The following is a 25,689-nucleotide window of genomic DNA, read 5'->3' as shown; positions in this document are numbered from 1 at the left end:
CCAACAATACATTTTAAGAGTAGATGCAGGCACGACATCGTTTTGATCGAATGCACCGAATACGCTGGAAGCAGCCCAACCAATAGCGCCACGGAAGCCTTCAAACCAAAATCAGCGTTTGCCCAGGTAAAGCGACGGTGCACAGCCGGGATATCCCAGCCCCACTTCTCATATCATCAGTTTCAAACATATCTGATGTTTTAACGCCCGGTGCAGGACCGGCAACGCATTTGCAAACCATCAACAATCGGTTGGCATGGGTTTCTTCAACATCTGCAACTTGCGGCTGGTTGCTTAATACCGTGTTACCGGTTGCAGTATTGCGCAGGTTCCACAGAATTTCGCCGGTATCTTCGGTGAAGAAACTTCATATTTTGCACCAGTTGTTGCTGCGGGGTTGATAACGATGGATTTACAACGCCATCGCTAACGCCTGCAGCCTGGGATACTGCCAAATCACCAACATCACCGGTTCTTACGCCCGGCTTGTTGCCTTGCGGAACAACTGTAATCACGTTCAATGCGCTTTCGATGGATGATTCAGGAACATCTGTATCAACGATTCCGTCGCCATCCAGGTCTTTTGCATTATAGGCGGTTACCGCAAAATAGTATTCGTTTCCTGCGTGTAACGGCTTGCCGGAGAATACATCTGTTGTAATTGTGGTGAAGCGCTGAATCCCGGTGTTGGTTCCAGCTTGAACCGGCATTTCGACCAGATCGCCAAATTCCGGCAAGAATGAAATCTGGGTAATTTGGTCAATTGTATTGTTTACGTCAAAAGTCAACAATTTTACAGCTTGAGATTTTGTAGCTGTCGGCTGGGCAATTGATAAACATTATAGCCTTCAAAATTGAAGCCCAACTGCGGATCATCGGCTTCGGTTTGGGCAACACGGGTGGTGTTGGAACCCCATTCCAGAATAACTTCGTTTTCGGTTACGGCTGTTTTACATCCGGTGCCGCAGGCGGCGTCGGAATACCTTCGAAGTTTGTGCTGAACAGGAACTGTGCCAAACCGTCGTTCAATTTCAATTGAGCAACCGCGTTACGGTTGTTTCCACCGGCTTGTGCAACAATACCACCAACAACGCCGACCACGATTTCCTGAACATCGCCAGGCTGCATCGTGAACGGACCGGAAGCCAATACCATCCGGCGGTCACCCGGCGGAATAAGGAATCCGTCGATGTCGCCGCACGTTTTACAGCATCACCAGCCAACGGAATTTGGTCGGGTTACCGGCATTTGCGCCAAATACTGCGGTATAAGGCTGCACGGTAACTTCCGGCAAATAACCATTCAGCAGGTTATACCATTCGAGAGTTCCGTCATAGTCAAAGGACGGGTCATCGATGGATGTTCCAGCTGCAAAATAACCGAACGAGGTCATCGGCAGGTTAATTTTACCAGGTCCAACTCTTTCGAGACCAAAGGTTCCGAAATCATCAGCATCATCAATACCGTTACCGTTCAAATCCTGACCGGCAACGCCATCCAGCAACGGACCCTGGAAGAAGTCATATCCGCCTGCTGCCGGGGGAATTCCGAAAGCGTCATAGTCGCCGTCTGTCAGGTTACCACTGAAAGCAAAGCCAAGGCTCAGATCAATATCGCAACCAACGAGGTCATCTGTAAAGATACCGACGTCGGGTCAGACCACTGACCAACAAACATCGAGTCGACCTGGAATCCGGATTTGTTAATCAATTTGTATTTTTGAAGATAACCTGCTCTAACTGTGCGCCGGGCTGGTTGTAAGCCCAGGTCGTAACCTGAAGTTCCAAACCGATCGGCGGGGAGTTATACAGTGTTTCGGAATTACCGTCGTTAACAACAAACCAGATAACCTGATCTGCACCGGCAATACCGGGGTTCCGTCATCTTCGGTCGGTGCGCCTAAACTTACTGGCCAGTTATTCCAGGCCCAGGCGTATCCGTCGAGTAATTCTTGCTGCATTTCTGCCGTTACATCACCGACAGAAACTTCATTGATGCTTGCAGCATCGTTGATCAAAGATGCATCACCGATGGAAAGACTTTCCCAGTCTTTACGGATACGGTAGATGTATGCAGCGTTTGCATCTGCCAAAACAGGCGCTGTTGTTGCTGTTCCCGGTGTTACGATATGTCCGGGTAAACAACCGGTACGGTAGGTTTGACCACCGACACGGAGTTTAACAGCCGAAGGGTTACGGGTATCGTTGTTTACGAAACCGCCCCAGACAAAACCGTCCTGATAAATTACAGCAGCGGTGTTTGCAGGATAAATACCACCGGAGTTGTCATCCGGGGTATGGGCAGAGCGACCATCTACCCGCATCCAATATTGCCAATTGGAAATGTTGGACATCGTGATGATTGCTTCTGTCTGAGAGGTTTTGGATATTTTCTGGCCAACTTTCTGACCAGGAACTTCTCTTGCAAGAAGAACCCCGGTTGAAATGAACCAGAGCATTCCAAACACCATTAATGATACTTTTATCTTCATTAGTTACTCCTTCTAAAATTGACTGAGTTGATTGGCAATACCAACAGATTAATAGCTCAGCTTAATACCGAAGAAAATTTGACGCGGATTTCCATACAACTCTTGCCCAATTGCATCCCAATAGGATTGACCATTAACAATATTAATCGCTTTATATTGTTCGAGCCATGCTTCACCATAGGTGTTAAGACGGGATTGACGTTGTTCCAGATTGGAATTGTTGTAGAATCCGTCATCATCAGCAAGACCGGAAGCATTATAAACGTTGATAACGTTTTTGGTATTGAACAAGTTGTTTACGCGCATATAAACTGTAGCCTGCAATTCTTTTGCAATATTGAAGGATTTGTCCAACCGCAGGTCAAAGTTATAATTAAACGGCGTGCGAGAGCTACCAACGGCTTCCAAAGCACGGCGGGAACGCACGTCATTCATATAATCAACACCGGCATCATATGCATTCGATTGACCCACTTCTGATTCGGAGAATGTAAAGGGGTGACCGCTGTTGAATGTAAACAACATATTTGCGCCAAAATTACTGAATACAGGACCACCATCGTCGTTGCCAAAACGATAATCCAAAATGGCAGAACCACGGTGAGCTTGTTCGTAATCCAACGGGCTGATAACTGTCGGACGTGAAGTTGAACGTTCGACCGCAGCAACACCGGAAGTACGGGCAGAACCGGTACCTTCAGCCTGGGTAAGGGTATAGTTCAACGATGCCTGAATGCGATTAACGCGGCGCAAATTCAAGCTAAATTCCATACCTTTTGTTGTTGCAAAGTCGCCGTTAACCAACATGTTAAATCCAGAAAGTCCTTCGGGGAGATTCTGTCAATCAACACTTGTCCTTTGATATTGCGATAAAAACCTGCGATATCAAATGCAGCAACCTGGCTGATTTGCTGGCGGAAACCGATTTCATAAGAGGTTGTGCGAATCGGTTCCAATCCAATACCAAACGGGTTTTGATGGACAAACCAGCGCTCAGGAAGTCACGGCTTAAGCGGTTATCGCTGGCGTAAATGGTTTCCAACTCGGGCATTTGCACAAATTTGCCATACTGAGCATAGAAAACGGTTTTTTCATTTACCGGAAAAGAGAAACCTAAACGCGGGCTAACTTGCTGGAAGGCATCCATGTCTTCGAAAGTTTCATCGGTAAATTTGTTGGTATTTGCATCGAAAACGATATTGTTAAGATCTCTGAAACGACGAGCCTGAGAATCGAAATATTCATAACGCAAACCAGCGTTGATGATCAGGTCGTTGTATTCAATTTTATCCTGAATATAGAATGATGCTAATTTGGGCTTTTTGGGAGCATCTGCAATTTTTACACCGCCTTCAAACTTGTCAGCATCAGCTTCGTTGCCATAAATATCATAACCATAGTTATTTGCCAATGCAGAGTTTACCCATGTGTTCGGGTTAAGTTCTTCAATTGTGGCAACGTTGTTATCCGTCAACAATGAAATAGCACCAGGCTGAACATCAAATTGACGCAACTTGTAGCCACGGTAATCCCCACCAACTTTTACTTCATGGTGACGACCCATTTGGCTGGTCAGGTTACCTGCAAAACCCAAATAATTTTGGTCGCGGGTGATATAACGACCATGCGGATCACCATTTCTGGCGAAGAAGAAGTCATCACCATTGAACATGTAGTTGTCTTTTTTGCGGTATGCTTCGCGATAAGTAACTTCACCGTTTGTATGGTTGGATACTGCGGTTGAGTCATACCATTTCCGCCAGTCGTTGCCAAAATAGCTATCTTCATAATCAAATTTCGAATCGAAATAGCTTAAGGATACGTCGGCAATGGTTTTGGGGTTGACAACATAAGTCAATTTTGTTGACAGCAACGTGTTTGTGAAAACCTGATCGTAATACCGGTCATTCAATACATCCAGCATTGGCGTAGTGCTTGCAACACCAGAAGTAAACTGGCGGGTGCGATCGCTGAACGATCCGCTGATCCGCAGTTGAACCGGGCTCAGGTTAAACGAAACAGTACCTTGAACTGCCCAAAGATCTTCTTCCTGCTTCGGAGTAAACCCATCAGGATATACATAAGCGCTGATGGTGTCTTTCACGCTATTACCAGGATTGATATCAACAAGCGGGCCGCCGGTCAGATCAACCAGGTCGAATCCTTCGCTGAAACGTACTGCACGGTCGCCCTGGAATGCATTTTCACCGGCAATAAAGAAGCTGATTTTGTCGTTGAACAGCGGACCGCTGATCGTTGCGACACCGGTATGATGGCGATAGCTGTGGGTGCCGAGGAAGGTTTTGCCTTCATCTGCAAATTTATCGGTCTGGAAATCAACCGAAAATTTCATGTTTTTGCCACCGGTTTTCAATTCTGTACGAACGATACCGGCGTTAGCGCCACCAAACTCAGCCGTATAACCGCCTGCCAACACCTGAAATTCTTCTACTGCTTCCTGAATAATGTAGAGGGATTGGGTATTGGTAAGGGGGTTAACGGAAGATGCACCGTCGATGTAGAATCCGACTTCGTCATCACGACCACCGCGGATGTGGATGTTACCATCCTGAACAACAACGCTATTTTGGGTAGCGATAACTTGATTGAAACCACGAACCGGAATGTTTTCCAAATCTTCCGAAGTTACCAACGACACGCTTTGCGTGGTGTATTTCTCAACCAGCGGCTTTTCCGCGGTAATCACCACAGCCTGTCCTTCAATGGCTGCTTCTTCGAGGGAATAATTCACTTCTGTGGTTTTATCAGCAGTGATACGAACACCCTGCTGAACGACATCGCCATAACCAACAAAGTTAGCGCGAATATCGTAAACACCGACAGGCACATTCAAAATAACAAAATAACCATCAACATCTGTAGCTGCACCATATTGGGAGCCCTCTATGCTGATGTTAACACCCGGCAATGCCTCTCCGGATGTTTTATCTTTTACAACGCCCACAACTTTACCTGACGACTGCGCGAACAGATAAAGCGGAGCGATTGCCAGCACTAATGCTAGCAAGAGCACTTTCGTTTTACTCATCTCTCTGTCTCCATACAAAATAGTTGAACATTTAGATTGAACAAACTCTACGACAAAAAAACGTTACGTCATACATGTCCTCCGATTTTAACTAACTATATAATTATTAATAGCTTAACAATACTAAATACTATTGAAGGATACTGCAAAAATAATGATCAATGGTGTGTAAATACAAAGGTTTGACGGAAATACGTTAGATTTTTTTGAAACAAAAGTGGAAAAACAGCTGTATAGTTATGAATACTCAATACCTTCTCCTCTTATTTTCAGACACAAACCGCAAACAATACAAAAACCGTGCAATACTTTGTCGAACCGATGTTAAACCGAATCAAAACAATTATTTAACAAAAATTTAACATTGACTCTAAAAATTGATTCAGATCAATTTTTCCTATCCAGGTAGGAAAAATTTTTCCCATTCAGGCATTTTATTGCCGGAAAACAGCAAATCACGTAATTGTTGGGCTAATGAATTATGCATAGGTCGGAAGTTTAACAGGTTTCAATCACATTTACAATAGGTGGCGAAAGATTTTTTGCGAGTCCCGCTATTCATCCCCACAAAAATCCACCTTATCCCTTTTGGTTTCACAAAATTTTGGCGTTTTTAAGCGATTGCAAATTCATTCAAAAATTGTTAAGATTTATATCCATTTTATCTTACCCTTTAATTGGATCTGAACATTATTTCAATGATAGCGTAAGAGATGGAAAATTTTGATTACTTAACAAAGGGCAAAAAAAATGCTGCGAATTCTGATGATCGTTTTTTGGGGAGTTGTCTCTACATTAAATATATATGCCCAGTCTCCGTATCGTGAAACGTTTGAGAAAACATTTTTTGATACAAAATATCCGCAAAAGCTGCCGGTGCTTTTTCGTGCATATCCGGTTTACGGCGCAGAAAACCAGTTTCAGGTTTATCTGACCGTTCAAATTCAGTATAATTTTTTGCAATTTGTTGTAAAAGAAGGGCGATACGAAGCCTCTGCGGAAATTGAATTCCGGTTTCAGCCGGAAAAAGGGAACACATCGGCTGAGCAAATCTGGAAAACAACGATTACCGCTCCCAACTTTCCGGCAACTCGCGATCCGCAGCTAACCCACACCACACTGGATTCCGTGACTTTGCCTGAAGGACGATACAATATTATTGTTAAATATCGTGATTTAAATGGTGAGCGTCAGCTTGCGTTCACTCAAAAACTGACAATTTCGTCTGAACAAAACCTGTTTATTTCTCCGGCTTTGTTTACCGAAGCCAACGACGGAAGCGCCGGATTGCTATCTTTTCTGCCGGAAGATGTTAGCCCTTCACCGTTGATCGGTCATTGGCATTTTAACCGGCCGTTGGGCATATTGCTTCAGGGTTATCAAACGACCGCAAACAATCAGCAACGCATCAAAACCGAATTGATTCGCACGGATGACGGTGTGACACTTTTTGCGATCGATTCGACGGTTGCGGTTCGCGATGGCCGGTTCAGCCTGTCACTGGCAATCCCGGAAACATCAATTGCTGAAGGTAAATACCGCCTCAGGACTGTTTATTTCACCGAAAACGATTCGATCCGGCGGGTAGCGCCATTCGATGTCATCTGGTTCGATAAACCCGCAAGTCTGTGGGATGCCGAACTTGCGCTGCGTCCGCTGCAATACATTACTGATGAAGAAACATTCGAAAAACTGAACGATGGCAACGAAACCGAAAAGCAAAACCATCTCGCAAACTTCTGGAAAGATCGCGATCCGACACCCGAAACCCCGTTTAATGAATTGATGGTGGAATTTTACTCGCGCGTCGATTCATCGATTACACGCTTTTCGACCCGCCGGAAACTGGGCTGGAATACCGATCCGGGAAAAATTTACATCGCCATGGGACCACCGACAGAAGTTGACGATCACAGCCTCGATCCCATCCCAAATCCATATATGCGCTGGATTTACAAGCTGGAAGACAAAGAATTGATCTACACATTTCGCGCGGTGGACGGGCGAAAAGAATATGAATTGACACATTCTGCCGAACGCAATTTGTGAGGAAAAAATGAGCGCGGAAAAAATAAATATCGGCGTAATTGGCGTCGGGCATTTGGGTCGGCTGCATGTTCAGCAGTTGCAACACGTCCCGGAGGCAAATTTAGTCGGCATTTTTGATGCAGATGCCGAACGCGCGCAATCCATTGCCGATGAATTTGGCACAACCGCGTTTGCTTCGCCGGAATTGTTGATGAACGCTGCGGAAGCACTAACCGTGGTTACGCCAACCACCACCCATTTCGAGATTGCAAAAACAGCATTGGGCAGCGGCAAACATTTGTTTATTGAAAAACCGATGATGGAAACGCTGGATCAGGCGGACGAAATTATCCGGCTGCGCGATGCGGCAGGCGCCAAAATTCAGGTCGGGCATATCGAGCGGTTCAATCCGGCGATAATGGCGTTGCATCCGCTCACCATCAATCCGCTATTTATTGAAGCACACCGGATGGCTAATTTTAACCCGCGCGGTACTGATGTCGCAGTGGTAATGGATTTGATGATTCACGACATCGACCTGATTCTCAGCTTTGTGAAAAGCAAGGTAAAAACGGTTGACGCCAGCGGCGCGTCGATCATTTCGCCGACAGAAGATATCGCCAACTGCCGCATTTTGTTTGAAAACGGCTGCGTTGCCAACGTTACCGCCAGCCGTATCTCCGCCCGGAAAATGCGAAAAATGCGCTTTTTTCAACCGGACGCATATATTTCAGTTGATTTTCTGGAAGGCATTTCGGAGATTTATCATATTGAAAAAGATGAATTTAAGCCATCAAAAGAAACCCTGGCGTTTTCGCTGGGTCAAATTCAACAGGGAACAGAACAGCGTAACATCCGATATTCGCGGCTGGAAAAAGCGGATCTCAATCCGCTGCAATATGAACTTCAGCAATTTTGTCAATCGATTATTAACGACCAAACACCACCGGTAACCGCGGAAGACGGACGACGGGCGCTGCACGTTGCCCGGTTGATTCTAAACAGCATCGATGAACATACAGAACTGGTCAAAAAACACTGGCAGCTTCGGTAAACGGCTGTTTCGCCTGCGCGGATACACGCCATACCCAATTGTGCTCCTGTTTTTTTTCCTCGCACAACCCACGCCAAACAGTTTTGCGGCGGGAATTTTTTGGGTTATTGCGGGCGAGATATTGCGCATCTGGAGCGTTGCCTACACCGGAAAAGAAACCCGCCAACACATCATCAACACCCCAAAATTAGCCGTCGGCGGACCGTACGCATTTGTCCGCAATCCCATTTACATCGGGAATCTGATTATCTATAGCGGCGTAACAATTATTGCCAATTTGTGGCTGCCATTTTTCCTGTTTTTTGTGTGGCTATATTTTGGCTTGCAATATATATTTATCGTCCGGGCGGAAGAAAATGCGCTGCAATCTGCGTTTGGAGCTGCATATGATCGTTACCGGCAGGCTGTTCCGGCGTGGCTTCCGGCACTGAAACCATATCCGGGAGAGCGCGAAACAGCAGATTATCGCGAGGCGTTCCGGTCAGAGTCCAGCACGTTTTGGAGTATCGCCGGGTTTTTGGGTGTGTTGTTTTGGCGAATGAATGTTATCAATCAATCAATCGGATAAGCGACCCTTTTTGCAGGAGTTGGTGGGTTCCCACCGATCAAAAAATCAAATCAAAACGAATGGCGAAATCGCGATTCACACAGAAAACGCCGGCAATTATCGGTTGTTTTCGCAAAAAATATTTTTTCTAAGCATTTGTTTACAAAGGAGATACGCTGCATGATAGACATGATGAACCGACCGGTGATGCGCTATGTGGACGCCTTCCCTTACGAAGAAGGCGGCGACTCGCTTTTTTATATCCGCGATCCCCAGGAAATTGCCACATCACCGTTAGTCGTGTCACCCGCGGAACTGTTTATCCTGTCCATGTTCGACGGGCAACACTCCCCCCGCGATATTAAAATGGAGTTTGCCAGCCAGTTTCAAGGCATTTTGCTCGACGACGAACACATCTTTCAATTGATCCAGATTCTCGATGAAAACTACTACCTGAACAGCCCCCGTTTCCGGGATTATTATGAGGAGTTGCAGATGGATTTCCGAAAAGCTACTGTTCGCCCGGCATGGCATGCGGGTGGTTCCTATCCCAAAGATTCCGAAATGTTGCGCGCCCAAATCGATGCATTTTATAATGATACGGAAGGCGCCGGACTACCGTTGCGCAACGGCAAGCTCAACGCACATCCGGTAACCCATAATCTGGTGGCAATTATGGCGCCGCATATCGACCTGCGGGTGGGCGGCACATGTTACACCCACGCTTACAAACCATTGATCGAAGCCGGAAACCCGGCGGACGTATACATTATATTAGGCGTTGCACATTATGGCGGCGGCGGTTTTTTTACCGCAACGGCTAAGGATTTTGAAACGCCGCTGGGCGTTGTGCAAACAGATCGCGCGTTCATCGAAAAATGGGGCGAATACGCCGGAACAGATTTCACCAAAGGCGATTGGGCGCACCGGACTGAACATTCTATCGAATTTCAGTTGCCGTTTTTGCAGCACAGTTTTAGCCATTCCTATCAAATTGTGCCGATTTTATGCGGCTCGCCGGAACCGCACATCCGCGCCGGGAAACAACTGGATCAGGTGCCGGAAATCAACAAAGCTATTTCTGCGTTAAAACGCGTAATTTTGGAAGATGGTCGCAATATTCAAATTATTTTAAGTGTCGATCTGGCGCACATGGGACCCAAATTTGACGATCCGTTCAAAGTGGACGAAACGAAAGCAGCCGAAATCCGCACAGCGGACGAAACCATGTTCCGGATTATCAGTGAATTTGACCCCGAAGAATTTCACAATTTGATGGAAAAGGATTTGTTGAAACGGAATGTAGATGCCTGCTCGGCAATTTTCACATTGATGCAGTTGATGAAGAAAAGTTCAGTAAAAACAGTCGGTTATCAGCAAAATTTACAGCCGGATACCCAATCTATTGTCACCTTTGGCAGCATGGTTTTTTACGGGGAACTGGCATCACAATAAATTCGCCAGCTCTTTGAGATGCTTTTTAACTTCGACACGCATAAAACCACTGTTCACACCTTCCCGGCCAATAACGGATAAATATGCATCCTGCCGGGGAATTTTGAACATCACCAGCGTGCGTTTTTCAAACTGCATTTCCCAATAATCCAGTCGCCCGCCTTTCAAAAATCGGGTCGATTTGATAATGCCTTCCAAAACATTGGCAATATAATTGCCCAAATCGCTGATAATTTCCGGGCGTTCCGAAATATTCCCATCATAAAAAAGCGGAAAACCGGCGCGGGAGTGAATCAGCACATGTTCAACATTTTCTGCATTGCAAATTTTTTCAACGATTGTTTTGAGGCGGTTTTGGCGACGTTGTTTTTCGCGCTCCGCTTCCTGTTTGGCGAGGTCGGAGCTTTCGTCCAGCCGGCGCAGACTTTCCAGCAACAGGCTTTGCCAGCCGCGTGTGATGGTTTCGCGAGGCGGCAGTTGGTTGCGCATCACCTGAAATTCTCCACCCTGCCAGCTCATGATGTGGTAAAACGCGCTCTCGCCTTCGAAACGCGGCGTTTCGGCGTGCACAATATTGCCTTCCTGAAAAAATATCATGCCCACTTCGTCATCGCAAATGACCCGCAATCCGGAGCTGATTCTGCCGTAACAATTCAACTGGATGATGTCGCTCAACTGGAAATCCGACACACTGCCTTTGAAACCTTTTTTCTGCTCCAGCGCCTCAAGAATTTGCCTGCGTAACTCGTTGATTTCAAACGGTTTCTCGATATAATTAAAGCATCCTTGCGAGGTGGCATTTTTCTTCACATCGGACGATCCGTACGCTGTCATGATGATCACTTTGGTAGACGGATAAAGGTCTTTCACCTGGGTCAACAATTCCAAACCGCTAACTTCGGGCATGCGAACATCGGTAATCACCAGATCAAACGGCACCTGATTGAGCACTTCGATGGCTTCGCGCCCCGAGTTGACACACATAACATCAAATTTATCACTGTCTTTGGATAATTTTTTAGATAGCGTCCAGGTCAAATCTTCTTCATCATCAACGATCAGAACGCGTTTCTGGCGCTCGGGCATTTGCATCCTCCGGGGCATTCAAAAGATTCATTTTTCGTTACAAAACACTACCTTATTATCGGTCAAAATTAAAAAAGCGGAGAGAAAAAATAACGCTTTTCTGCCCCGCTTTTCACAAAAACCGGTAATTTACACATTCATTCCAATTGTTTACATCATCTTACGGATCGCATCAACTTTATCCACAGATTCCCAGGTAAACCGCGATTCGCTGCGGCCAAAATGACCGTAAGCTGCTGTTTGGCGATAGCCGGGGCTTTGCAGTTTCAATGCTTCCATGATGCCGCGCGGGCGCAGGTCAAATACGTTTTCAACGATTTCGACGATGCGGCTTTCTGCAATTTTGTGAGTACCGAAACACTCCACCATCACCGAAACCGGATCTGCGTGACCAATAACGTAGGCAACCTGAATTTCCACCCGATCCGCAACGCCGGCAGCTACCAGATTTTTGGCAACATAACGCGCTGCGTATGCACCGGAGCGATCCACTTTGGAAGGATCTTTTCCGGAAAATGCGCCGCCGCCGTGGCGACCCATTCCGCCATAGGTATCGACGATAATTTTACGTCCGGTCAAACCGGCATCGGATACCGGACCACCGATTGTCCAAACACCGGTGCCATTCACAATATAGCTGTTTTCGGAGCGATCGAAAGGCAAACCGTATTCCTTTAGTAAAGGCGTAACGATTTGATTATAAACAACTTCTTTTACGTCATCATTGGTTTTGGAGGGATGATGCGGCACTGCCACCACCACTTTTTCGATAGCAACCGGTTTCCAGTCTTCGTAACGCACGGTTACCTGCGATTTGCCGTCCGGGCGCAAAAACGGGATTTTGCCGTTCAGTCGCGATTCATCCAGCGCGCGAACAATTTTGTGGGCCATGGTAATGGGCAATGGCATCAGTTCCGGCGTTTCGTTGGTTGCATAACCGAACATCATGCCCTGATCCCCGGCGCCGCCGCTATCCACGCCAACAGCAATTTCCGGTGATTGTTTGTGAACCCGGTTAATAATTTCGCAGTTGTGGTCAAATTGAAGTTCGGCATTGTCGTAACCGATTTCCCGTATGGCTTTGCGCGCCAGTGCTTCGTAATCGATTTCCACGCCGTCGGGAATTTTTACTTCGCCGGTGAGCACGGTCAGGTTTTTGGTTACCATTGTTTCGATGGCTGCGCGATTGCCGCGCACATCGCCGCCCGATTCAAAAATAGCGTCCACAATGGTATCCGAAACGCAATCACAAACCTTGTCCGGATGTCCGGCGGAAACCGACTCCGAAGTGAACAGGAAATTCTTTTTCATTCAAGATACTCCTTCTACCTGTTAATCATAATATTACGTATGTTAAGTATTATTGTTTTTTGCCCAAAATTCTGGTTTGCCATTTGCATCAATACCCCCAGGTTTTGGGTGTAATCAGTTCCACGCTATTGTTCGCCGGATCGCGGAAATAAATTGAGATGCCGCCGTTTGGCCACTCGATTTCCATTTCGATTGACACGTTATTGTCGGCAAGTTTTTCCCGCCATTTCCCGACCTGGTCTTCGCGCATCGCGAACGCGACGTGCCCTTCGCCATATGCGCCGTGCGGCGGAATATCGCTTCCCGGCGACATCGTGTTATCGGGATTAAAAACGAGCAGCATCGCATTGGCCAATTTGAAAAACACGTGTCGGTCAGGCTCTTTTGTCAGCACCTCGCAACCGAGAACAGTTGTATAAAATGCTTCTGCGGCGACCAAATCCCTGCAATAAATGCAGGTTTCCATTATGCGTTGAACTTTCATGAACGATCTCAGGATTTTGCCTGAATAACTGCGCCGGCGCCTTTAATTCGCCAGATGGTTAAAGGTCCGGTAACGCTGGTGGAATCGAATGCTTCACCCTTTTCTTCGGCTTCGTGCGCCAGCCATTCGACAGCTTTTTCCCGGGAGAGATCCAATCTTTCAACCATTCCTTCAACAGCGGCTTCATGTCCTACAGCGCTGAGCGGGAAAACAATATCGCCATCTCTTACTTTTATACGAATTTTTTCCGCACCGCTGGCAACATCCATCCAGCAACCGCGCATTGCACAAACTTCGGCAACTTCGCCTTTCACCAACACGGTTTTGCCTTCGAAAGCTTCCGGTTCTGCGAGAATTGCCGCAATCTCCGTTGCTTCGGTTACTGCCACACCTTTGCCATATTCACCCGCAGGATCGGCTTTTTCCAGAAGTGATTTTTCATCCATTTCGCTGGTTTCGTTGCTTTTTGCATCTGCCGAAGCTTCCGTTTGCGGCTGCTGCTGGCAGCTTGCGACAAACAGTACCAGGATGAATAGGAACAATACCTTACGCATAATTAATTTCTCCCATTTTGCAGGAATCTTTCACATGTATTATCAAATTTGATTTAGTCAGGAAAAATTAACACCCTCTGCCGGGAAAACAAGTTATTTTTTACAAAAGCAAAAAATGAAACTCGCACTTTTCAACAACGAGAATTAACAAAGCGCTTGACAAAACTGGCGTTGTAAACTAAATTGATAAATTGTATTATAGGGAATGATAATGAAGTTGCCAATTTTACATTTGCAGGACGGAATCCATCATTTCAGCGAATCCGTTCTATTGGATGCACTGGACTTTTTTCGGAAAGAGTTGTATCCGAATCCGGTAAAAACCAATGTAATGCTGAACAAATACGGCAACACGATTCAGGCAGAGATAACTGCAGAAACAACAGCGGTTTACATCTGCGACAGATGCCTGACAGAATACGAAAAACCGGTGAATATTGAATTTTCAATGCTGATTCAGATCGGCGAAAACGCCGTTGAAACAGACGAAGAAAACGTCATTCATTTGCCAAAAGACACGGCAGAGCTATCCATTACCGATTGGCTGGTTGAATATTTGATCATCAACACGCCAATGAAAATGCTCTGCGACGAGGACTGCAAAGGTATTTGCGCCGGATGCGGTGCGAATCTGAACACTGAGCCATGTAGTTGCAGTAACGACGGTATCGATCCGCGCTGGGAGAAACTTGGCGCATTGCGCAAGTAAATCGATGTTTTTTTCGAAATAAATCCTTGCGATATCCAAATTAGACGGTTAAATAACATTACTATATCAAGACATGTTTTAGGAGATTGAAGAGATGGCGAATCCAAAACGCAAAATATCCAAGTCGAAGCGTGACATGCGCCGGGCAAATTGGTACCGGAAACTGACAGCGCCCAGCCTGACCGAATGCACCAACTGTGGCGAATCAAAACTGCCGCACCACGCCTGCCCGAAATGTGGCGTATACAAAAATCAACGCATTACAGATGCAGAAGAAGCCTAAATAACGGCTGATTAACACCCGGCTAACCACACAGGAGCAGCAAATTGCGCATAGTTGTAGATGCAATGGGTGGTGATCTGGCCCCGAAAGCCCCGGTTCATGGGGCGATTTTATATGATCGCGAAGAACGCGGTAGAGATCAGGTAATCCTTGTTGGCGATAAAACGGCAATTGAGGAAGAGATCGCCAGCCACATCATATCTCCCCACAATATCCGGGTTGTGCATGCCACAGAAGTAATTGACATGCACGACCAGCCAGCCACGGCGGTCCGCAAAAAAAAGGACTCGTCCATGGTTAAAGGCATTCGCATGATCCGCGATGGTGAAGCAGATGCCTTTGTAAGCGCCGGAAGCACCGGTGCCCAAATGGCTGCCAGCCTGCTGACACTCGGGCGAATAAAAGGCGTCAGCCGACCGGCGATTGGGGCATTTTTGCCACGCGAGAGCGGTGTTGTTTTGCTCATCGATGTGGGTGCGAATGCAGATTGCAAACCGATCAACCTGCTGCAATTTGGGATTATGGGCGGTATTTTTATTGAATATGCCACCAATCTCGCCAAATCCCGGGTGGCTTTGCTGAGCATCGGCGAGGAAAAATCCAAAGGCAATGAACTGGTGCTCGCCGCACACGACCTGATGCAAAAGCATCTGGAAAATTTTATCGGAAACATCGAAGGGCGGGACATTCTGCATGATAAAGCGGATGTCATCGTTACCGACGGATTTACCGGAAACGTAGTGCTCAAATTTGCGGAAAGCATTGTGGGTATTTTTGGCAACAGCCTGAAACGGCGAATCAAACAAAATTTATTTTCACTGACGGGGGCATTTTTGATGCGTCCGGCTTTCCGCGCAATGAAACGCGCATACGATTACGAAGAATACGGCGGCGTACCGCTGCTCGGCATCGATGGCATTTCCATCATTTGCCACGGCAGCTCCTCCGCAAAGGCCCTGAAAAATGCTATTCACGTGGCAAAAATCATGGGCGAAAAGCAGGTAAACAAACATATCGAAGAAGAGCTAAGCGCAAGAGGTCTCTTATGGGGCGAAACGCAATCATCACAGGCGTAGGCCATTATGTACCATCCAAGGTATTAACAAATAAAGATTTAGAGAAACTCGTAGAAACCAATGATGAGTGGATTGTCAGCCGAACCGGTATTCGCGAACGGCGCATTCTGGAGGAAGACAAAGCCACATCATACATGGCGTGGCAAGCCGCCAAAATGATTCTCGATGAAAAACAAATCGATCCGAATGAAATCGATCTGGTTATCGTGGCAACCGTAACGCCGGATACATTTTTCCCGAGCACAGGCTGCCGGGTTCAGGACATGCTCGGCGCAAATCGCGCATGGGGAATGGATTTGAACGGCGCATGCACCGGATTTGTGTATGCATTGGCAACAGGTGCCCAGTTTATCGAAAGCGGCATGTATAAAAAAGTGCTGGTGATCGGGGCGGATAAAATGAGCTCGATTCTCGATTTTACCGATCGCACCACCTGCATTTTGTTTGGCGATGCTGCCGGCGCCGTTTTGCTGGAACCATCCGAAGACGAAAATTACGGCGTGCTCGATTCCATTTTGCGCAGCGATGGCTCCGGGGGACAATTTCTGCACATGATGGGCGGCGGCAGTTTGCACCCCGCATCCCACGAAACCGTGGACAGTCGCCTGCACTATATTTATCAGGATGGGCGAACCGTTTACAAATTCGCGGTAACCCGCATGGCGGATGTTGCTGCGGAAATAATTGAAAAAAATCAACTTACCGGCGAAGATATCAAATTTTTTATCCCGCATCAGGCCAATTTGCGGATTATCGACGCCGCCGCAAAACGCATGAAATTGCGCGAAGATCAGGTGGTGATCAACATCGATCGGTTTGGCAACACCACAGCCGCCACCATTCCGCTGGCACTTTCGGAAGTGTATCAGGCCGGAAAATTGAACAAAGGTGACAACATCGTGATGGCTGCATTTGGCGCCGGATTCACCTGGGGCAGCTCACTGATTCGCTGGGCAATCTGATCCTTTTATCCATTTGAATCGCAAAATAAACGGTTGAGAATATGAGCAACACAGCATTTTTATTTCCCGGACAGGGATCGCAATTTGTGGGGATGGCAAAAGATTTGTACGAACAATTTGCCGACGCAAAAAAAATATTCGATCTGGCAGAAGAAATTCTGGAATTTCCGCTCAAACGGCTTTGTTTTGAGGGACCGGAAGATGAACTGAAGCAAACCAAATTCACCCAACCGGCGATTTTCACCCACAGCATTGCTGTCGATAAATTATTAAAAGATAAAGGCTTACAACCGAAAGCGACAGCCGGACACAGCCTCGGTGAATATTCGGCATTGGTTAGCGCCGGTGCACTCAGTTTTGAAGACGGTTTGCGTTTGGTCAAAATTCGCGGTGCGCTGATGCAGATCGCCGGAGAGAAAAATCCCGGCACAATGGCCGCGATTATCGGCGGGACGCCGGAAGCCGTCACCGAAGCCTGCAACGAAGCATCTGCTGCTGGCGTTGTGCAACCGGCGAATTTCAACAGTCCCGGACAAATTGTCATTTCCGGCAGCATTCCCGGCGTTCACAAAGCCATGGAAATTGCCAAAACCAAAGGCGCGCGCATGGCGAAAGAACTGGTGGTCAGCGGCGCATTTCATTCTCCGCTGATGGCGGATGCGCTCTCCGGATTGATTGAAGCATTGGAAAAAGTGACCATCAACAACCCGAAAATCCCGGTTTACAGCAATGTGGAAGCGACGCCGGCAACCGATGCCGCCCACATCCGGAAATTGTTGCAACAACAATTAACCGCGCCGGTTTTGTGGGAAACCATCGCTCAAAATATGATTTCGGACGGATTTGCGCCATTTTACGAAGTGGGTCCCGGCAAAGTGCTGCAGGGCTTGCACAAACGCATCAATCGCGAAGCCAGTTGCGAAGCATACGGCACCGCCGATGAAATTGCGGGATTTTCCATTTAGCTTTTTTCCGGAACAATCGTTTTGGACAGAACCGAAAAAATTGACACACAATAACAAAATCAGGAAACGAGCCATGCACCAACATTTATCCGGCAAAATTGCCATCGTTACCGGTTCCACCAAAGGCATCGGTAAAGAAATTGCATTGGAATTTGCCCGGGAAGGCGCCAAAGTAGTGATTTCCGGACGAAATGAAGAACGTGCCAACGAAGTGGTTGCGGAAATCAAAAATGCCGGCGGTGAAGCTTTGGCGGTCATTGGCGATGTGAGTGTGATGGCAGACGCCCAATCGCTCATCGACGAAACCGTGAAAGCTTTCGGGCAGGTGGATATTCTGATCAACAATGCGGGCATCACCCGCGACAATTTGTTGATGCGGATGAAAGAAGAAGATTGGGACACCGTGCTGAACATCAATTTGAAAGGCACGTTTAATACCATTAAATCCGTTACCCGGCAAATGATGAAACAGCGCAGCGGACGGATTGTAAACATCACATCCGTTGTCGGGCAAATCGGCAACGCTGGGCAGGCAAATTATGCCGCATCCAAAGCGGGCATCATCGGGTTAACCAAATCGGTTGCCAAAGAACTGGCGTCGCGCGGCATCACCTGCAACGCCATCGCACCCGGATTTATCGATACCGATATGACCGAAGTGCTCGGCGAAAAAACCCGCGAAGCGCTGCTCACCCAAATTCCGCTGGCGCGGTTGGGCAATGTGCTCGATATTGCCAAAGCGGCAGTTTTTCTCTCCGGCGACGATGCCGGATACATCACCGGACAAACGCTGAATGTTGACGGCGGCATGGTGATGCAGTAAAAAATTATCAGGCAATAGCTGATTTTTACGAAAAAAAATCGCCGGCGATGGAACCAAATCTGGTTTTTCGGTTAAAAAGGGAGCTTTTTAAGCCTGTTTTTAGCAATTTGGCATTTATTTTTTTAGGATGATTGATTAAATTCTTGGGCTGTAATAATACTTAGGTTAACTAATTTAACGAGGAGGCATTAAATGTCGCTTTCTGACAAAGTAAAAGATATCATCGTAGACAAATTGGGTGTAGACGCTGATAAAGTAAAAGAAGACGCTCATTTTATCGACGATTTGGGCGCAGATTCGCTGGATACAGTGGAACTGGTTATGGCTTTCGAAGAGGAATTTGGTGTAGAAATTCCCGACGATGACGCCCAGCAAATCACCACTGTCAAAAAAGCAGTGGATTATTTGCAATCAAAAATCGAAGACTAATTTCGAATGATTTGACATTCATTGAATAAGCATTTGGCGCTTTGGAGTTCGCTTTTGGCGGGTAACAAAGCGCCTCGTTTTGTTACCAGTTTTTACGCAAGTTAGAGAATGTGTATGACCAGACGGGTTGTCATCACCGGTTTAGGCGTTGTATCTGCCATCGGGAATACCGCAACAGATTTCTGGGAAGGCGTGCTTTCCGGTCGGAATGGGGTAGATATTATCACCCACTTCGATCCATCAGCACACAGTACGCGCTTTGGTGCCGAAGTTAAACATCTGCAGTTGGACGGCATCATTGATGCCCGGGAATCGCGGCGAATGGATTTATTTACCCAATACGCAATGGTTGCCGCACACGAAGCAATGGCAGACGCAGCGTTTGATCTCAACGCTATCGATTTGACGATGGCCGGCGTTGTTGTCGGCTCCGGGATCGGCGGCATCCAGTCTTTTGCAACGGAACACCAGAAATATCTCGCCGGCGGACCGCGCAAGGTCAGCCCGTATTTTGTAACCCAAATGATCTCTGATATTGCCACCGGACAAATCTCCATCCGATACGGATTCAAAGGTCCCAATTACGCAACAGTTTCCGCATGCGCAACGGCTTCCCATGCCATTGGCGATGCAGCCAGGCTCATCAAATACGGCGATGCCGATGTGATGATCACCGGCGGCACCGAAGCACCGATTACCGGGATGGGCGTTGCCGGATTTGCCGCGATGAAAGCGCTTTCAACCCGCAACGATGATCCGCAACACGCCAGCCGCCCGTTCGACAAAGATCGCGACGGTTTTGTGATTGGCGAAGGCGCGGGCATTTTGGTGCTGGAAGAATTCGAGCATGCCAAAAAACGCGGTGCGAATATTTACGCGGAAATCCGGGGCATCGGCTTCACCGGCGATGCGCATCATGTAACCGCGCCCGCACCGGGCGGCGAAGGGGCTGTTCGTGCGATGCAGCGCTGCATGCGTGACGGCGGATTTAATCCGGAAGACATTGATTACATCAACGCGCACGGAACCTCCACGCCGTATAACGACAAAAACGAAACGGCCGCAATCAAAACAGCGTTTGGTGATCATGCGTATAAACTGAACGTAAGTTCAACAAAATCAATGATCGGGCACTTGCTCGGCGCCGCCGGTGCTGTCGAATTAATCGCAACCGCACTTGCAGTGAAACACAATATTGTGCCGCCGACCATAAACTACCAAACACCCGATCCGGAGTGCGATTTGAACATTACACCAAATGTTCCGCAGGAACGGATCATCAACGCGGCGATATCCAACACCTTTGGTTTTGGCGGACATAACGCCTGTATTTCGTTGGGCAAAGTATAAATGAATTAAATGATCTAATTTTCGGAAACCTGCAAAATGCCGGGTTTCGAAATCTGGCCATCGCGGCCAGCTTGCGGAATCCTGCATTTGCCACTTCGTGCCATTTTTTGGGTATTTGCAATATTGCAACGGCATTGAAAATATCCAAAAATCCGGCCGGAATATTAACAAAACCATTTTCCATTTCTGTCGGAGAAATTTTGAGCTGGATTAAAAATTTTGTATCCAAACTGATTGGCAGTCGGGATGATGCTGCCCGTGCATCAAATGCACAAACCCAGGAATATCCTAAACTTACACCGGAAGAATCGAGCGCAGTTAACAGGTTCGAAGCGCAATTCAAAATCCGTTTTAACGATCACAGACAGATCACAACGGCGCTAAAACACCGTTCGTTTTTGAACATGACCAATGAATCGCGGGCATTTTCCAACGAACGGCTGGAGTTTTTGGGCGATGCGGTGCTGGATCTTGTGGTAACGCATTTTCTGTATCAGAAATTTCCCAACAAAACCGAAGGTCATCTTTCGAAAGTCAAATCGATTTTGGTCAGCAAGCCGGTAATGGCCGATATCGCACAAGATCAAATGAAGCTGGGTGATCTGATTTTGATGAATCGCGGTGAAGAAAAAACCGGCGGGCGACAGCGGAAATCCATTTTGGCAGATGCTTTTGAGGCGATCATCGGCGCTATTTATCTCGATAAAGGCCTGGATGAAGCTGAAAAATTTATACAGACATACCTGCTCGCAGATTACAAAAAAATTTTGCGGAAAGGCTTGTATAAGAATTACAAAAGCATTTTATTGGAGCACGCTCAGGGAATCGGGCAGGGCTTGCCGGAATATCGTGTTGTTGAAGAAAACGGTCCCGATCATGCCAAAGAGTTTGTCATTTCCGTCGCCATTGGTAAGGAAATACTCGGCGAAGGCAAGGGTAAAAGCAAAAAAATCGCCGAACAGGAAGCCGCCAAACGTGCGGTTAAAAAATTGGCTATTGAAGAGAAAATGTGAGAAATTTATTTGCTTTATCGCTGCTTTTCATCTAAACTCAGAGCGACCCATTCATAACGAGAGATTGAGATTGAGACACCCTTTTTTATTCATTATCATTGTATTTCTGTTCAGCATAACCGTATTTGCCCAACGCGAACAAACCGCCCAGGAACGTCAATCTGTTTTTGATGTTGATTTGGAGCAGGCACAAAAATCCAACGAACAATTTATCCCCCAACAGCAGCTTTTGGAACAGGCTTTTGAGAAAGCGATTGATCCGGAGCAATATACTTTGGGTCCCGGTGATCAATTGTTGATCAAAGTGGCCGGCGTTATCGAAAACCAGTTTATTGCATCCGTATCCCCGGAAGGTTTTTTAACACCGGCTGTTTCAGAAGTATATGTTTCCGGTGAAACACTCGCAAATGCCTCAGAGATGATCAAAACAGCACTTGCAAAAACCTTTTTAAACGCGACATTTACCGTGAAATTGGTAAAATTGCGTAAATTTCGGGTGTATGTTGTTGGTCAGGTTCGTAATCCGGGAACGTATTACCTTCGTGCGATCGATCGTCTCAGCGACGCCATTCAACTTGCCGGCGGCATCATCGATTGGGGCGATGATACACGCATCGAAATCAAACACAATGATGATTCAAAATCATTGGTTAATATGAGCGAGTTTTATCTCACCGGCAGTCTGGAATACAACAATTTTCTGGAAGGCGGGGATGTTATTTACGTTCCGCAAATCGACCTGAAAAAAAATTATGTGATCATCGAAGGTAATGTAGGCTCACAAGGCATATATCAAACCCGTGAAAACGAAACATTGTTTGGTTTCCTGACGCGCCTGCAGGCGATTAATCGCCGATCCAACATCGAAAACATCGTTTTGGTAAGAAGTGGAGAACAGTACAGTTACAATTTGCTGGACAACACCTCTGACATCCGGACAAAGACGTTGCAGACCGGTGACAGGATCATTATTCCATCGACAAGGGATCGTGTTTATGTTCGCGGGGAAGTAATTCAGCCCGGTCCGTTTGCCTATCTCGCAAATTATACAACAAAAGATTATGCCGGTCTGGCAGGTATATTGGAAACGGCTAAAGGTCTTAACGATCTGTATGTGATTAGAGCTGAAACCGGCGATGTGGAATATGGCAGGGATGTCATCGTGAATAATGGCGATATTGTTGTCGTTCCCCGCCGCGCCCGGGAAACGTTTAAAGATTATCTAACTATATTAACGCCGATTATTAGCATTGCAATTTCAGCTTATGCGATAATGCAAGCTGGAAAATAAGGGTTTTCATAAAATTGATTAGAAGTTGAAATTTCACAGTTATTTTTCCCCGAGACAATATGGATTCAAATTACAACGAAATTAGTATTTATGAGTATTATAAAACAATTAATACGAATCGTTCTATACTGCTAAAAATAAACGCGACAGTATTAATTGTGACATTAATTCTCCTTCTCGTTTTACCAAATGTTTATCGTTCAGAGGCAATAATTATCCCACCTCTTGATAACAATTCACTTGGGTTAATGAATATCTTAAATGAGATTCCTTTTGATATTGGAGTTAGCGATAATGAAAGCGAGATATATACCTATGTAGCTATTATTAAAAGCAGGACTTTAATAGGCAAAATTGTTAAAGATTATAATTTAATAGAATATTATGGTGTGGATAACATAGAAGACGCGATAAAAGAGCTAAGAGGCAATATAAATATTGAATTAACAGATGAAGGCATTTTTTAGCACTATCGGTTGACCACCCATCAAAATGGTTTGGACTATTTGTTAATACCTATGATACCCAAATACAAGTTCAGGAAATAACAAACGCCATTATATTTGAACTTGATCAAATATATAGAAATTTGAAAAATCAGCAAGCAAGAACTAATCGTATTTTTTTGTAGAAAATCGTTATAACCAAAACATTAAAGACCTATATAACGCAGAAGAAAAATTAAAGACATTCCAAGAGGAAAATAATATAATTGCATTCCAACCTCAATTAGAGGAATCATTTAAAATTTACGGCGCACTGTTTCAAGAGAAAACAGACTTAGATATTCAATTTGATTATCTAAAAGATAATCTTGACTTGAATAATTCTCAACTTCAAATGATTAAATCTAAAAATGAAGCTATTGAAACAAAAATTAAGGACCTTTTATCAAAAAGTTTTAGAAACACCGAAGAAAACAGAAACAACTATATTCTATCATTTAGGGATTCACCAGAGTTAGGTGTTAAATACCTGAGGCTAACAAGAGAGGTTGAGATACAAAATAAAATTTTTCAGTTTCTTACCCAGCAATATGAAGAAGCAAAAGTAATGGAAGCAAAAGACTCACCTATAATTCAAATTTTGGATTCCCCAAATTTTCCTACAAGAAACACACACCCAAAAGATTTACTCTATTGGTGTTAGCAATGATATTGTCTACCATTTTAAGTATCATTTATGTTTTTATTAGGGATTCCTTTCTTAAGAAAATTCATAAATAATTGCAAGTCAGTATTTAAATGTCATTAAAATTAATTGCATTCAAAAATCTTAAATGGAATTCCATTTCTTCCATTTTTGTGATTGTTAATCAACTTGTTTTAATCCTTGTATTAGCAAAGCTATTGACAATTGAAGAGTTTGGAATAATTGGGATTATAATGGCATTTACAAGCTTACTACACTCCTTTTCAGATTTGGGCTTGGGTAGTGCCATTATACATAAACAAACTTCTACCCAAGAAGAACTCTCTACTTTGTATTTTATTAGTTTAATGGCAGGCGTTTTGCAATTAATCATAATAAATTTCTCTGCTCCATATATTGCTTATTTTTTTTCAATTGAGATACTTGCACCGCTTATCAAGTTAACATCTATAGTTTTTGTAATAATACCTATAGGTCAACAATTTAACTTGCTTTTGCAAAGAGAACTTAAATTTAATATTATTGCAAAAATTGAAATTATATCAACTCTTATCTCCACAATATCTGTTTTGTCATTTACATATTATGGCTATGGCGTTTATTCAATAATTTATGGTCTTATCATTCAGCACTCTATTAAAAGTTTTATATATTTTATTTTAGGATACCAAAAACACAAATTAAGGTTTTGTTTCAATTTAAAAGGAGTAATTTATTACCTAAAATTCAGGATTTTTCAAATTGGTGAACGTATAATTATTGTTTTATCGAACTATCTTGACATACTATTTATTAGTAAATTTTTAGGCTCCGAAATTCTCGGATATTATACGTTGGGAACTCAATTAGTTATGACTCCCTTTCAAAAAATTAATCCAATATTTACGAAGGTATTATTCCCTGTTTTATCTAGATTACAAACAAATATCGAATCGCTTAAAAATGCATATTTTAAATCTTTGAAAATAATAGTAATAATTACATTTTTACTAGTCATGTTAATTGCAATTAATGCTGAATCATTTATAAATTTGTTCTTTGGAGAAAAGTGGATGAGCAGTATTAATATCATTCAACTTATTTCTCTTTTAGCCTTGTTAAAGAGCAGGCACAACCCAAACGGGTCTCTGTTATTAGCTATAGGAAGAGCTGACCTTGGGTTTAAATGGCACTTATTTACATTGTCGATTAGCTTTATTGTTATGCTAACAATGATTAAACATGGTATTTACCCTCTAATAATTTCCTTGATTATCCTGAACTTATTTTTCTGGTATTTGTCATATTTTACCCTTTACAAAAATTCGATTGGGGAATGCTTTCATGAGTATTTTATAGAAACCTCCTAAAACCGATACTATATATTCTTTTTTTCTGCTACAACTACTTATTTGACAATGAACTTATTCAATTTAGATTTATATAAATTAATTTGTGGTATCTTAATGGCAGTATTAACATATTTAATATTAATTTATAAATTTGAAAAATTTTTAATTCAAGAAATCGTTAGAATTCGTTAATTAGAAACACATTTAGTCAATCGGTTAATATGGATTTTCCATTAAAAATATTTC

General features: G+C 44.9%; 27 protein-coding genes. 17 read left to right on the top strand and 10 right to left on the bottom strand.

What is annotated here, in order from left to right:
• Window positions 1–305: 305 nt before the first annotated feature.
• The 6 genes from H6629_11985 to H6629_11960 all read right to left on the bottom strand — a co-directional run bounded on the left by H6629_11985 (window position 306) and on the right by H6629_11960 (window position 5,540).
• Window positions 306–791 carry a hypothetical protein gene (locus tag H6629_11985; protein MCB9068513.1) on the bottom strand — a complete coding sequence of 162 codons (486 nt, stop codon included), beginning with the start codon at window positions 789–791 and terminating at the stop codon, window positions 306–308.
• Window positions 792–939: 148 nt separating this feature from the next.
• Window positions 940–1,155 carry a hypothetical protein gene (locus H6629_11980; GenBank protein ID MCB9068512.1) on the bottom strand — a complete coding sequence of 72 codons (216 nt, stop codon included), beginning with the start codon at window positions 1,153–1,155 and terminating at the stop codon, window positions 940–942.
• Between the two features lie 49 nt (window positions 1,156–1,204).
• Complete coding sequence (locus H6629_11975) at window positions 1,205–1,504, bottom strand: hypothetical protein (GenBank protein ID MCB9068511.1); 300 nt, start codon at window positions 1,502–1,504, stop codon at window positions 1,205–1,207.
• A gap of 231 nt (window positions 1,505–1,735) precedes the next feature.
• On the bottom strand, window positions 1,736–2,491 hold the full coding sequence (locus H6629_11970) for a hypothetical protein (protein MCB9068510.1): 756 nt from the start codon (window positions 2,489–2,491) through the stop codon (window positions 1,736–1,738).
• A gap of 48 nt (window positions 2,492–2,539) precedes the next feature.
• Window positions 2,540–3,298 carry a hypothetical protein gene (locus tag H6629_11965; GenBank protein MCB9068509.1) on the bottom strand — a complete coding sequence of 253 codons (759 nt, stop codon included), beginning with the start codon at window positions 3,296–3,298 and terminating at the stop codon, window positions 2,540–2,542.
• Window positions 3,299–3,335: 37 nt separating this feature from the next.
• Complete coding sequence (locus H6629_11960; protein MCB9068508.1) at window positions 3,336–5,540, bottom strand: TonB-dependent receptor; 2,205 nt, start codon at window positions 5,538–5,540, stop codon at window positions 3,336–3,338.
• Window positions 5,541–6,290: 750 nt separating this feature from the next.
• Here H6629_11960 and H6629_11955 point away from each other — a divergent pair.
• The 4 genes from H6629_11955 (at window position 6,291) to amrB (ending at window position 10,624) form a co-directional block, all read left to right on the top strand.
• Window positions 6,291–7,589, top strand: coding sequence for a GWxTD domain-containing protein (locus tag H6629_11955; protein MCB9068507.1), 1,299 nt, complete (start codon window positions 6,291–6,293; stop codon window positions 7,587–7,589).
• Window positions 7,590–7,596: 7 nt separating this feature from the next.
• Window positions 7,597–8,622 (top strand): Gfo/Idh/MocA family oxidoreductase, encoded by a 1,026-nt coding sequence (locus H6629_11950; GenBank protein ID MCB9068506.1) that lies wholly within the window; start codon window positions 7,597–7,599, stop codon window positions 8,620–8,622.
• Complete coding sequence (locus H6629_11945) at window positions 8,579–9,190, top strand: isoprenylcysteine carboxylmethyltransferase family protein (protein ID MCB9068505.1); 612 nt, start codon at window positions 8,579–8,581, stop codon at window positions 9,188–9,190. The genes H6629_11950 and H6629_11945 overlap by 44 nt, the downstream gene beginning before the upstream one ends.
• A gap of 159 nt (window positions 9,191–9,349) precedes the next feature.
• Window positions 9,350–10,624, top strand: coding sequence for an AmmeMemoRadiSam system protein B (gene amrB / locus H6629_11940; GenBank protein ID MCB9068504.1), 1,275 nt, complete (start codon window positions 9,350–9,352; stop codon window positions 10,622–10,624).
• Here amrB and H6629_11935 read toward each other — a convergent pair.
• The 4 genes from H6629_11935 to H6629_11920 all read right to left on the bottom strand — a co-directional run bounded on the left by H6629_11935 (window position 10,616) and on the right by H6629_11920 (window position 14,059).
• Window positions 10,616–11,710, bottom strand: coding sequence for a response regulator (locus H6629_11935; GenBank protein MCB9068503.1), 1,095 nt, complete (start codon window positions 11,708–11,710; stop codon window positions 10,616–10,618). The genes amrB and H6629_11935 overlap by 9 nt on opposite strands.
• A 150-nt stretch (window positions 11,711–11,860) precedes the next feature.
• A complete protein-coding gene (locus tag H6629_11930) occupies window positions 11,861–13,021 on the bottom strand; it encodes a methionine adenosyltransferase (GenBank protein ID MCB9068502.1) in 1,161 nt (386 codons plus the stop codon).
• An 88-nt stretch (window positions 13,022–13,109) separates the two neighbouring features.
• Window positions 13,110–13,505, bottom strand: a complete 396-nt coding sequence (locus H6629_11925; protein ID MCB9068501.1) for a VOC family protein — start codon at window positions 13,503–13,505, stop codon at window positions 13,110–13,112.
• Window positions 13,506–13,513: 8 nt separating this feature from the next.
• Entirely contained in the window at window positions 13,514–14,059 is a 546-nt protein-coding gene (locus H6629_11920) for a DUF4920 domain-containing protein (GenBank protein MCB9068500.1), read from the bottom strand.
• Window positions 14,060–14,270: 211 nt separating this feature from the next.
• Here H6629_11920 and H6629_11915 point away from each other — a divergent pair, with 211 nt between their 5' ends.
• From H6629_11915 to H6629_11855, 13 genes are all read left to right on the top strand, one after another.
• Entirely contained in the window at window positions 14,271–14,768 is a 498-nt protein-coding gene (locus H6629_11915; GenBank protein MCB9068499.1) for a DUF177 domain-containing protein, read from the top strand.
• A 94-nt stretch (window positions 14,769–14,862) separates the two neighbouring features.
• Entirely contained in the window at window positions 14,863–15,051 is a 189-nt protein-coding gene (gene rpmF, locus H6629_11910) for a 50S ribosomal protein L32 (protein MCB9068498.1), read from the top strand.
• A 44-nt stretch (window positions 15,052–15,095) separates the two neighbouring features.
• Window positions 15,096–16,127 (top strand): phosphate acyltransferase PlsX, encoded by a 1,032-nt coding sequence (gene plsX / locus H6629_11905; protein ID MCB9068497.1) that lies wholly within the window; start codon window positions 15,096–15,098, stop codon window positions 16,125–16,127.
• Entirely contained in the window at window positions 16,097–17,089 is a 993-nt protein-coding gene (locus H6629_11900) for a ketoacyl-ACP synthase III (protein ID MCB9068496.1), read from the top strand. Before plsX ends, H6629_11900 begins: the two co-directional genes overlap by 31 nt.
• 41 nt (window positions 17,090–17,130) lie before the next feature.
• On the top strand, window positions 17,131–18,054 hold the full coding sequence (gene fabD / locus H6629_11895) for an ACP S-malonyltransferase (protein MCB9068495.1): 924 nt from the start codon (window positions 17,131–17,133) through the stop codon (window positions 18,052–18,054).
• 73 nt (window positions 18,055–18,127) lie between these two features.
• Complete coding sequence (fabG, locus tag H6629_11890; GenBank protein ID MCB9068494.1) at window positions 18,128–18,877, top strand: 3-oxoacyl-[acyl-carrier-protein] reductase; 750 nt, start codon at window positions 18,128–18,130, stop codon at window positions 18,875–18,877.
• Between the two features lie 192 nt (window positions 18,878–19,069).
• Window positions 19,070–19,306 (top strand): acyl carrier protein, encoded by a 237-nt coding sequence (locus H6629_11885; GenBank protein ID MCB9068493.1) that lies wholly within the window; start codon window positions 19,070–19,072, stop codon window positions 19,304–19,306.
• A gap of 114 nt (window positions 19,307–19,420) precedes the next feature.
• Window positions 19,421–20,656 carry a beta-ketoacyl-ACP synthase II gene (gene fabF / locus H6629_11880; GenBank protein MCB9068492.1) on the top strand — a complete coding sequence of 412 codons (1,236 nt, stop codon included), beginning with the start codon at window positions 19,421–19,423 and terminating at the stop codon, window positions 20,654–20,656.
• Between the two features lie 200 nt (window positions 20,657–20,856).
• Window positions 20,857–21,669, top strand: coding sequence for a ribonuclease III (rnc, locus tag H6629_11875; protein MCB9068491.1), 813 nt, complete (start codon window positions 20,857–20,859; stop codon window positions 21,667–21,669).
• Between the two features lie 70 nt (window positions 21,670–21,739).
• Window positions 21,740–22,960, top strand: coding sequence for an SLBB domain-containing protein (locus H6629_11870; GenBank protein ID MCB9068490.1), 1,221 nt, complete (start codon window positions 21,740–21,742; stop codon window positions 22,958–22,960).
• A gap of 59 nt (window positions 22,961–23,019) precedes the next feature.
• Window positions 23,020–23,427 carry a hypothetical protein gene (locus H6629_11865; protein ID MCB9068489.1) on the top strand — a complete coding sequence of 136 codons (408 nt, stop codon included), beginning with the start codon at window positions 23,020–23,022 and terminating at the stop codon, window positions 23,425–23,427.
• A 352-nt stretch (window positions 23,428–23,779) separates the two neighbouring features.
• Window positions 23,780–24,109 (top strand): hypothetical protein, encoded by a 330-nt coding sequence (locus H6629_11860; protein ID MCB9068488.1) that lies wholly within the window; start codon window positions 23,780–23,782, stop codon window positions 24,107–24,109.
• A 95-nt stretch (window positions 24,110–24,204) separates the two neighbouring features.
• On the top strand, window positions 24,205–25,461 hold the full coding sequence (locus tag H6629_11855) for an MOP flippase family protein (GenBank protein MCB9068487.1): 1,257 nt from the start codon (window positions 24,205–24,207) through the stop codon (window positions 25,459–25,461).
• The last annotated feature ends 228 nt before the right edge of the window (window positions 25,462–25,689 follow it).

Source organism: Calditrichia bacterium (assembly GCA_020634975.1).
Lineage (GTDB): Bacteria > Calditrichota > Calditrichia > RBG-13-44-9 > J075 > JACKAQ01.
Note: the sequence above shows the minus strand (reverse complement) of the source record. Positions and strands in the feature narration are given on the sequence as shown.

Bases quoted from the DNA above. Each gene is read 5' to 3' on its own strand.
- rpmF (MCB9068498.1), top strand. From the start codon at position 14,863: ATGGCGAATCCAAAACGCAAAATATCCAAGTCGAAGCGTGACATGCGC.
- fabF (MCB9068492.1), top strand. From the start codon at position 19,421: ATGACCAGACGGGTTGTCATCACCGGTTTAGGCGTTGTATCTGCCATC.
- H6629_11965 (MCB9068509.1), bottom strand. From the start codon at position 3,298: ATGTTGGTTAACGGCGACTTTGCAACAACAAAAGGTATGGAATTTAGC.
- H6629_11945 (MCB9068505.1), top strand. From the start codon at position 8,579: ATGAACATACAGAACTGGTCAAAAAACACTGGCAGCTTCGGTAAACGG.
- H6629_11920 (MCB9068500.1), bottom strand. From the start codon at position 14,059: ATGCGTAAGGTATTGTTCCTATTCATCCTGGTACTGTTTGTCGCAAGC.
- H6629_11865 (MCB9068489.1), top strand. From the start codon at position 23,020: ATGGATTCAAATTACAACGAAATTAGTATTTATGAGTATTATAAAACA.
- H6629_11885 (MCB9068493.1), top strand. From the start codon at position 19,070: ATGTCGCTTTCTGACAAAGTAAAAGATATCATCGTAGACAAATTGGGT.
- H6629_11970 (MCB9068510.1), bottom strand. From the start codon at position 2,491: ATGAAGATAAAAGTATCATTAATGGTGTTTGGAATGCTCTGGTTCATT.
- H6629_11935 (MCB9068503.1), bottom strand. From the start codon at position 11,710: ATGCCCGAGCGCCAGAAACGCGTTCTGATCGTTGATGATGAAGAAGAT.
- H6629_11900 (MCB9068496.1), top strand. From the start codon at position 16,097: ATGGGGCGAAACGCAATCATCACAGGCGTAGGCCATTATGTACCATCC.
- H6629_11925 (MCB9068501.1), bottom strand. From the start codon at position 13,505: ATGAAAGTTCAACGCATAATGGAAACCTGCATTTATTGCAGGGATTTG.
- H6629_11960 (MCB9068508.1), bottom strand. From the start codon at position 5,540: ATGAGTAAAACGAAAGTGCTCTTGCTAGCATTAGTGCTGGCAATCGCT.
- H6629_11855 (MCB9068487.1), top strand. From the start codon at position 24,205: ATGTCATTAAAATTAATTGCATTCAAAAATCTTAAATGGAATTCCATT.
- H6629_11915 (MCB9068499.1), top strand. From the start codon at position 14,271: ATGAAGTTGCCAATTTTACATTTGCAGGACGGAATCCATCATTTCAGC.
- amrB (MCB9068504.1), top strand. From the start codon at position 9,350: ATGATAGACATGATGAACCGACCGGTGATGCGCTATGTGGACGCCTTC.
- fabG (MCB9068494.1), top strand. From the start codon at position 18,128: ATGCACCAACATTTATCCGGCAAAATTGCCATCGTTACCGGTTCCACC.
- H6629_11955 (MCB9068507.1), top strand. From the start codon at position 6,291: ATGCTGCGAATTCTGATGATCGTTTTTTGGGGAGTTGTCTCTACATTA.
- H6629_11980 (MCB9068512.1), bottom strand. From the start codon at position 1,155: ATGGTATTGGCTTCCGGTCCGTTCACGATGCAGCCTGGCGATGTTCAG.
- H6629_11950 (MCB9068506.1), top strand. From the start codon at position 7,597: ATGAGCGCGGAAAAAATAAATATCGGCGTAATTGGCGTCGGGCATTTG.
- fabD (MCB9068495.1), top strand. From the start codon at position 17,131: ATGAGCAACACAGCATTTTTATTTCCCGGACAGGGATCGCAATTTGTG.
- H6629_11930 (MCB9068502.1), bottom strand. From the start codon at position 13,021: ATGAAAAAGAATTTCCTGTTCACTTCGGAGTCGGTTTCCGCCGGACAT.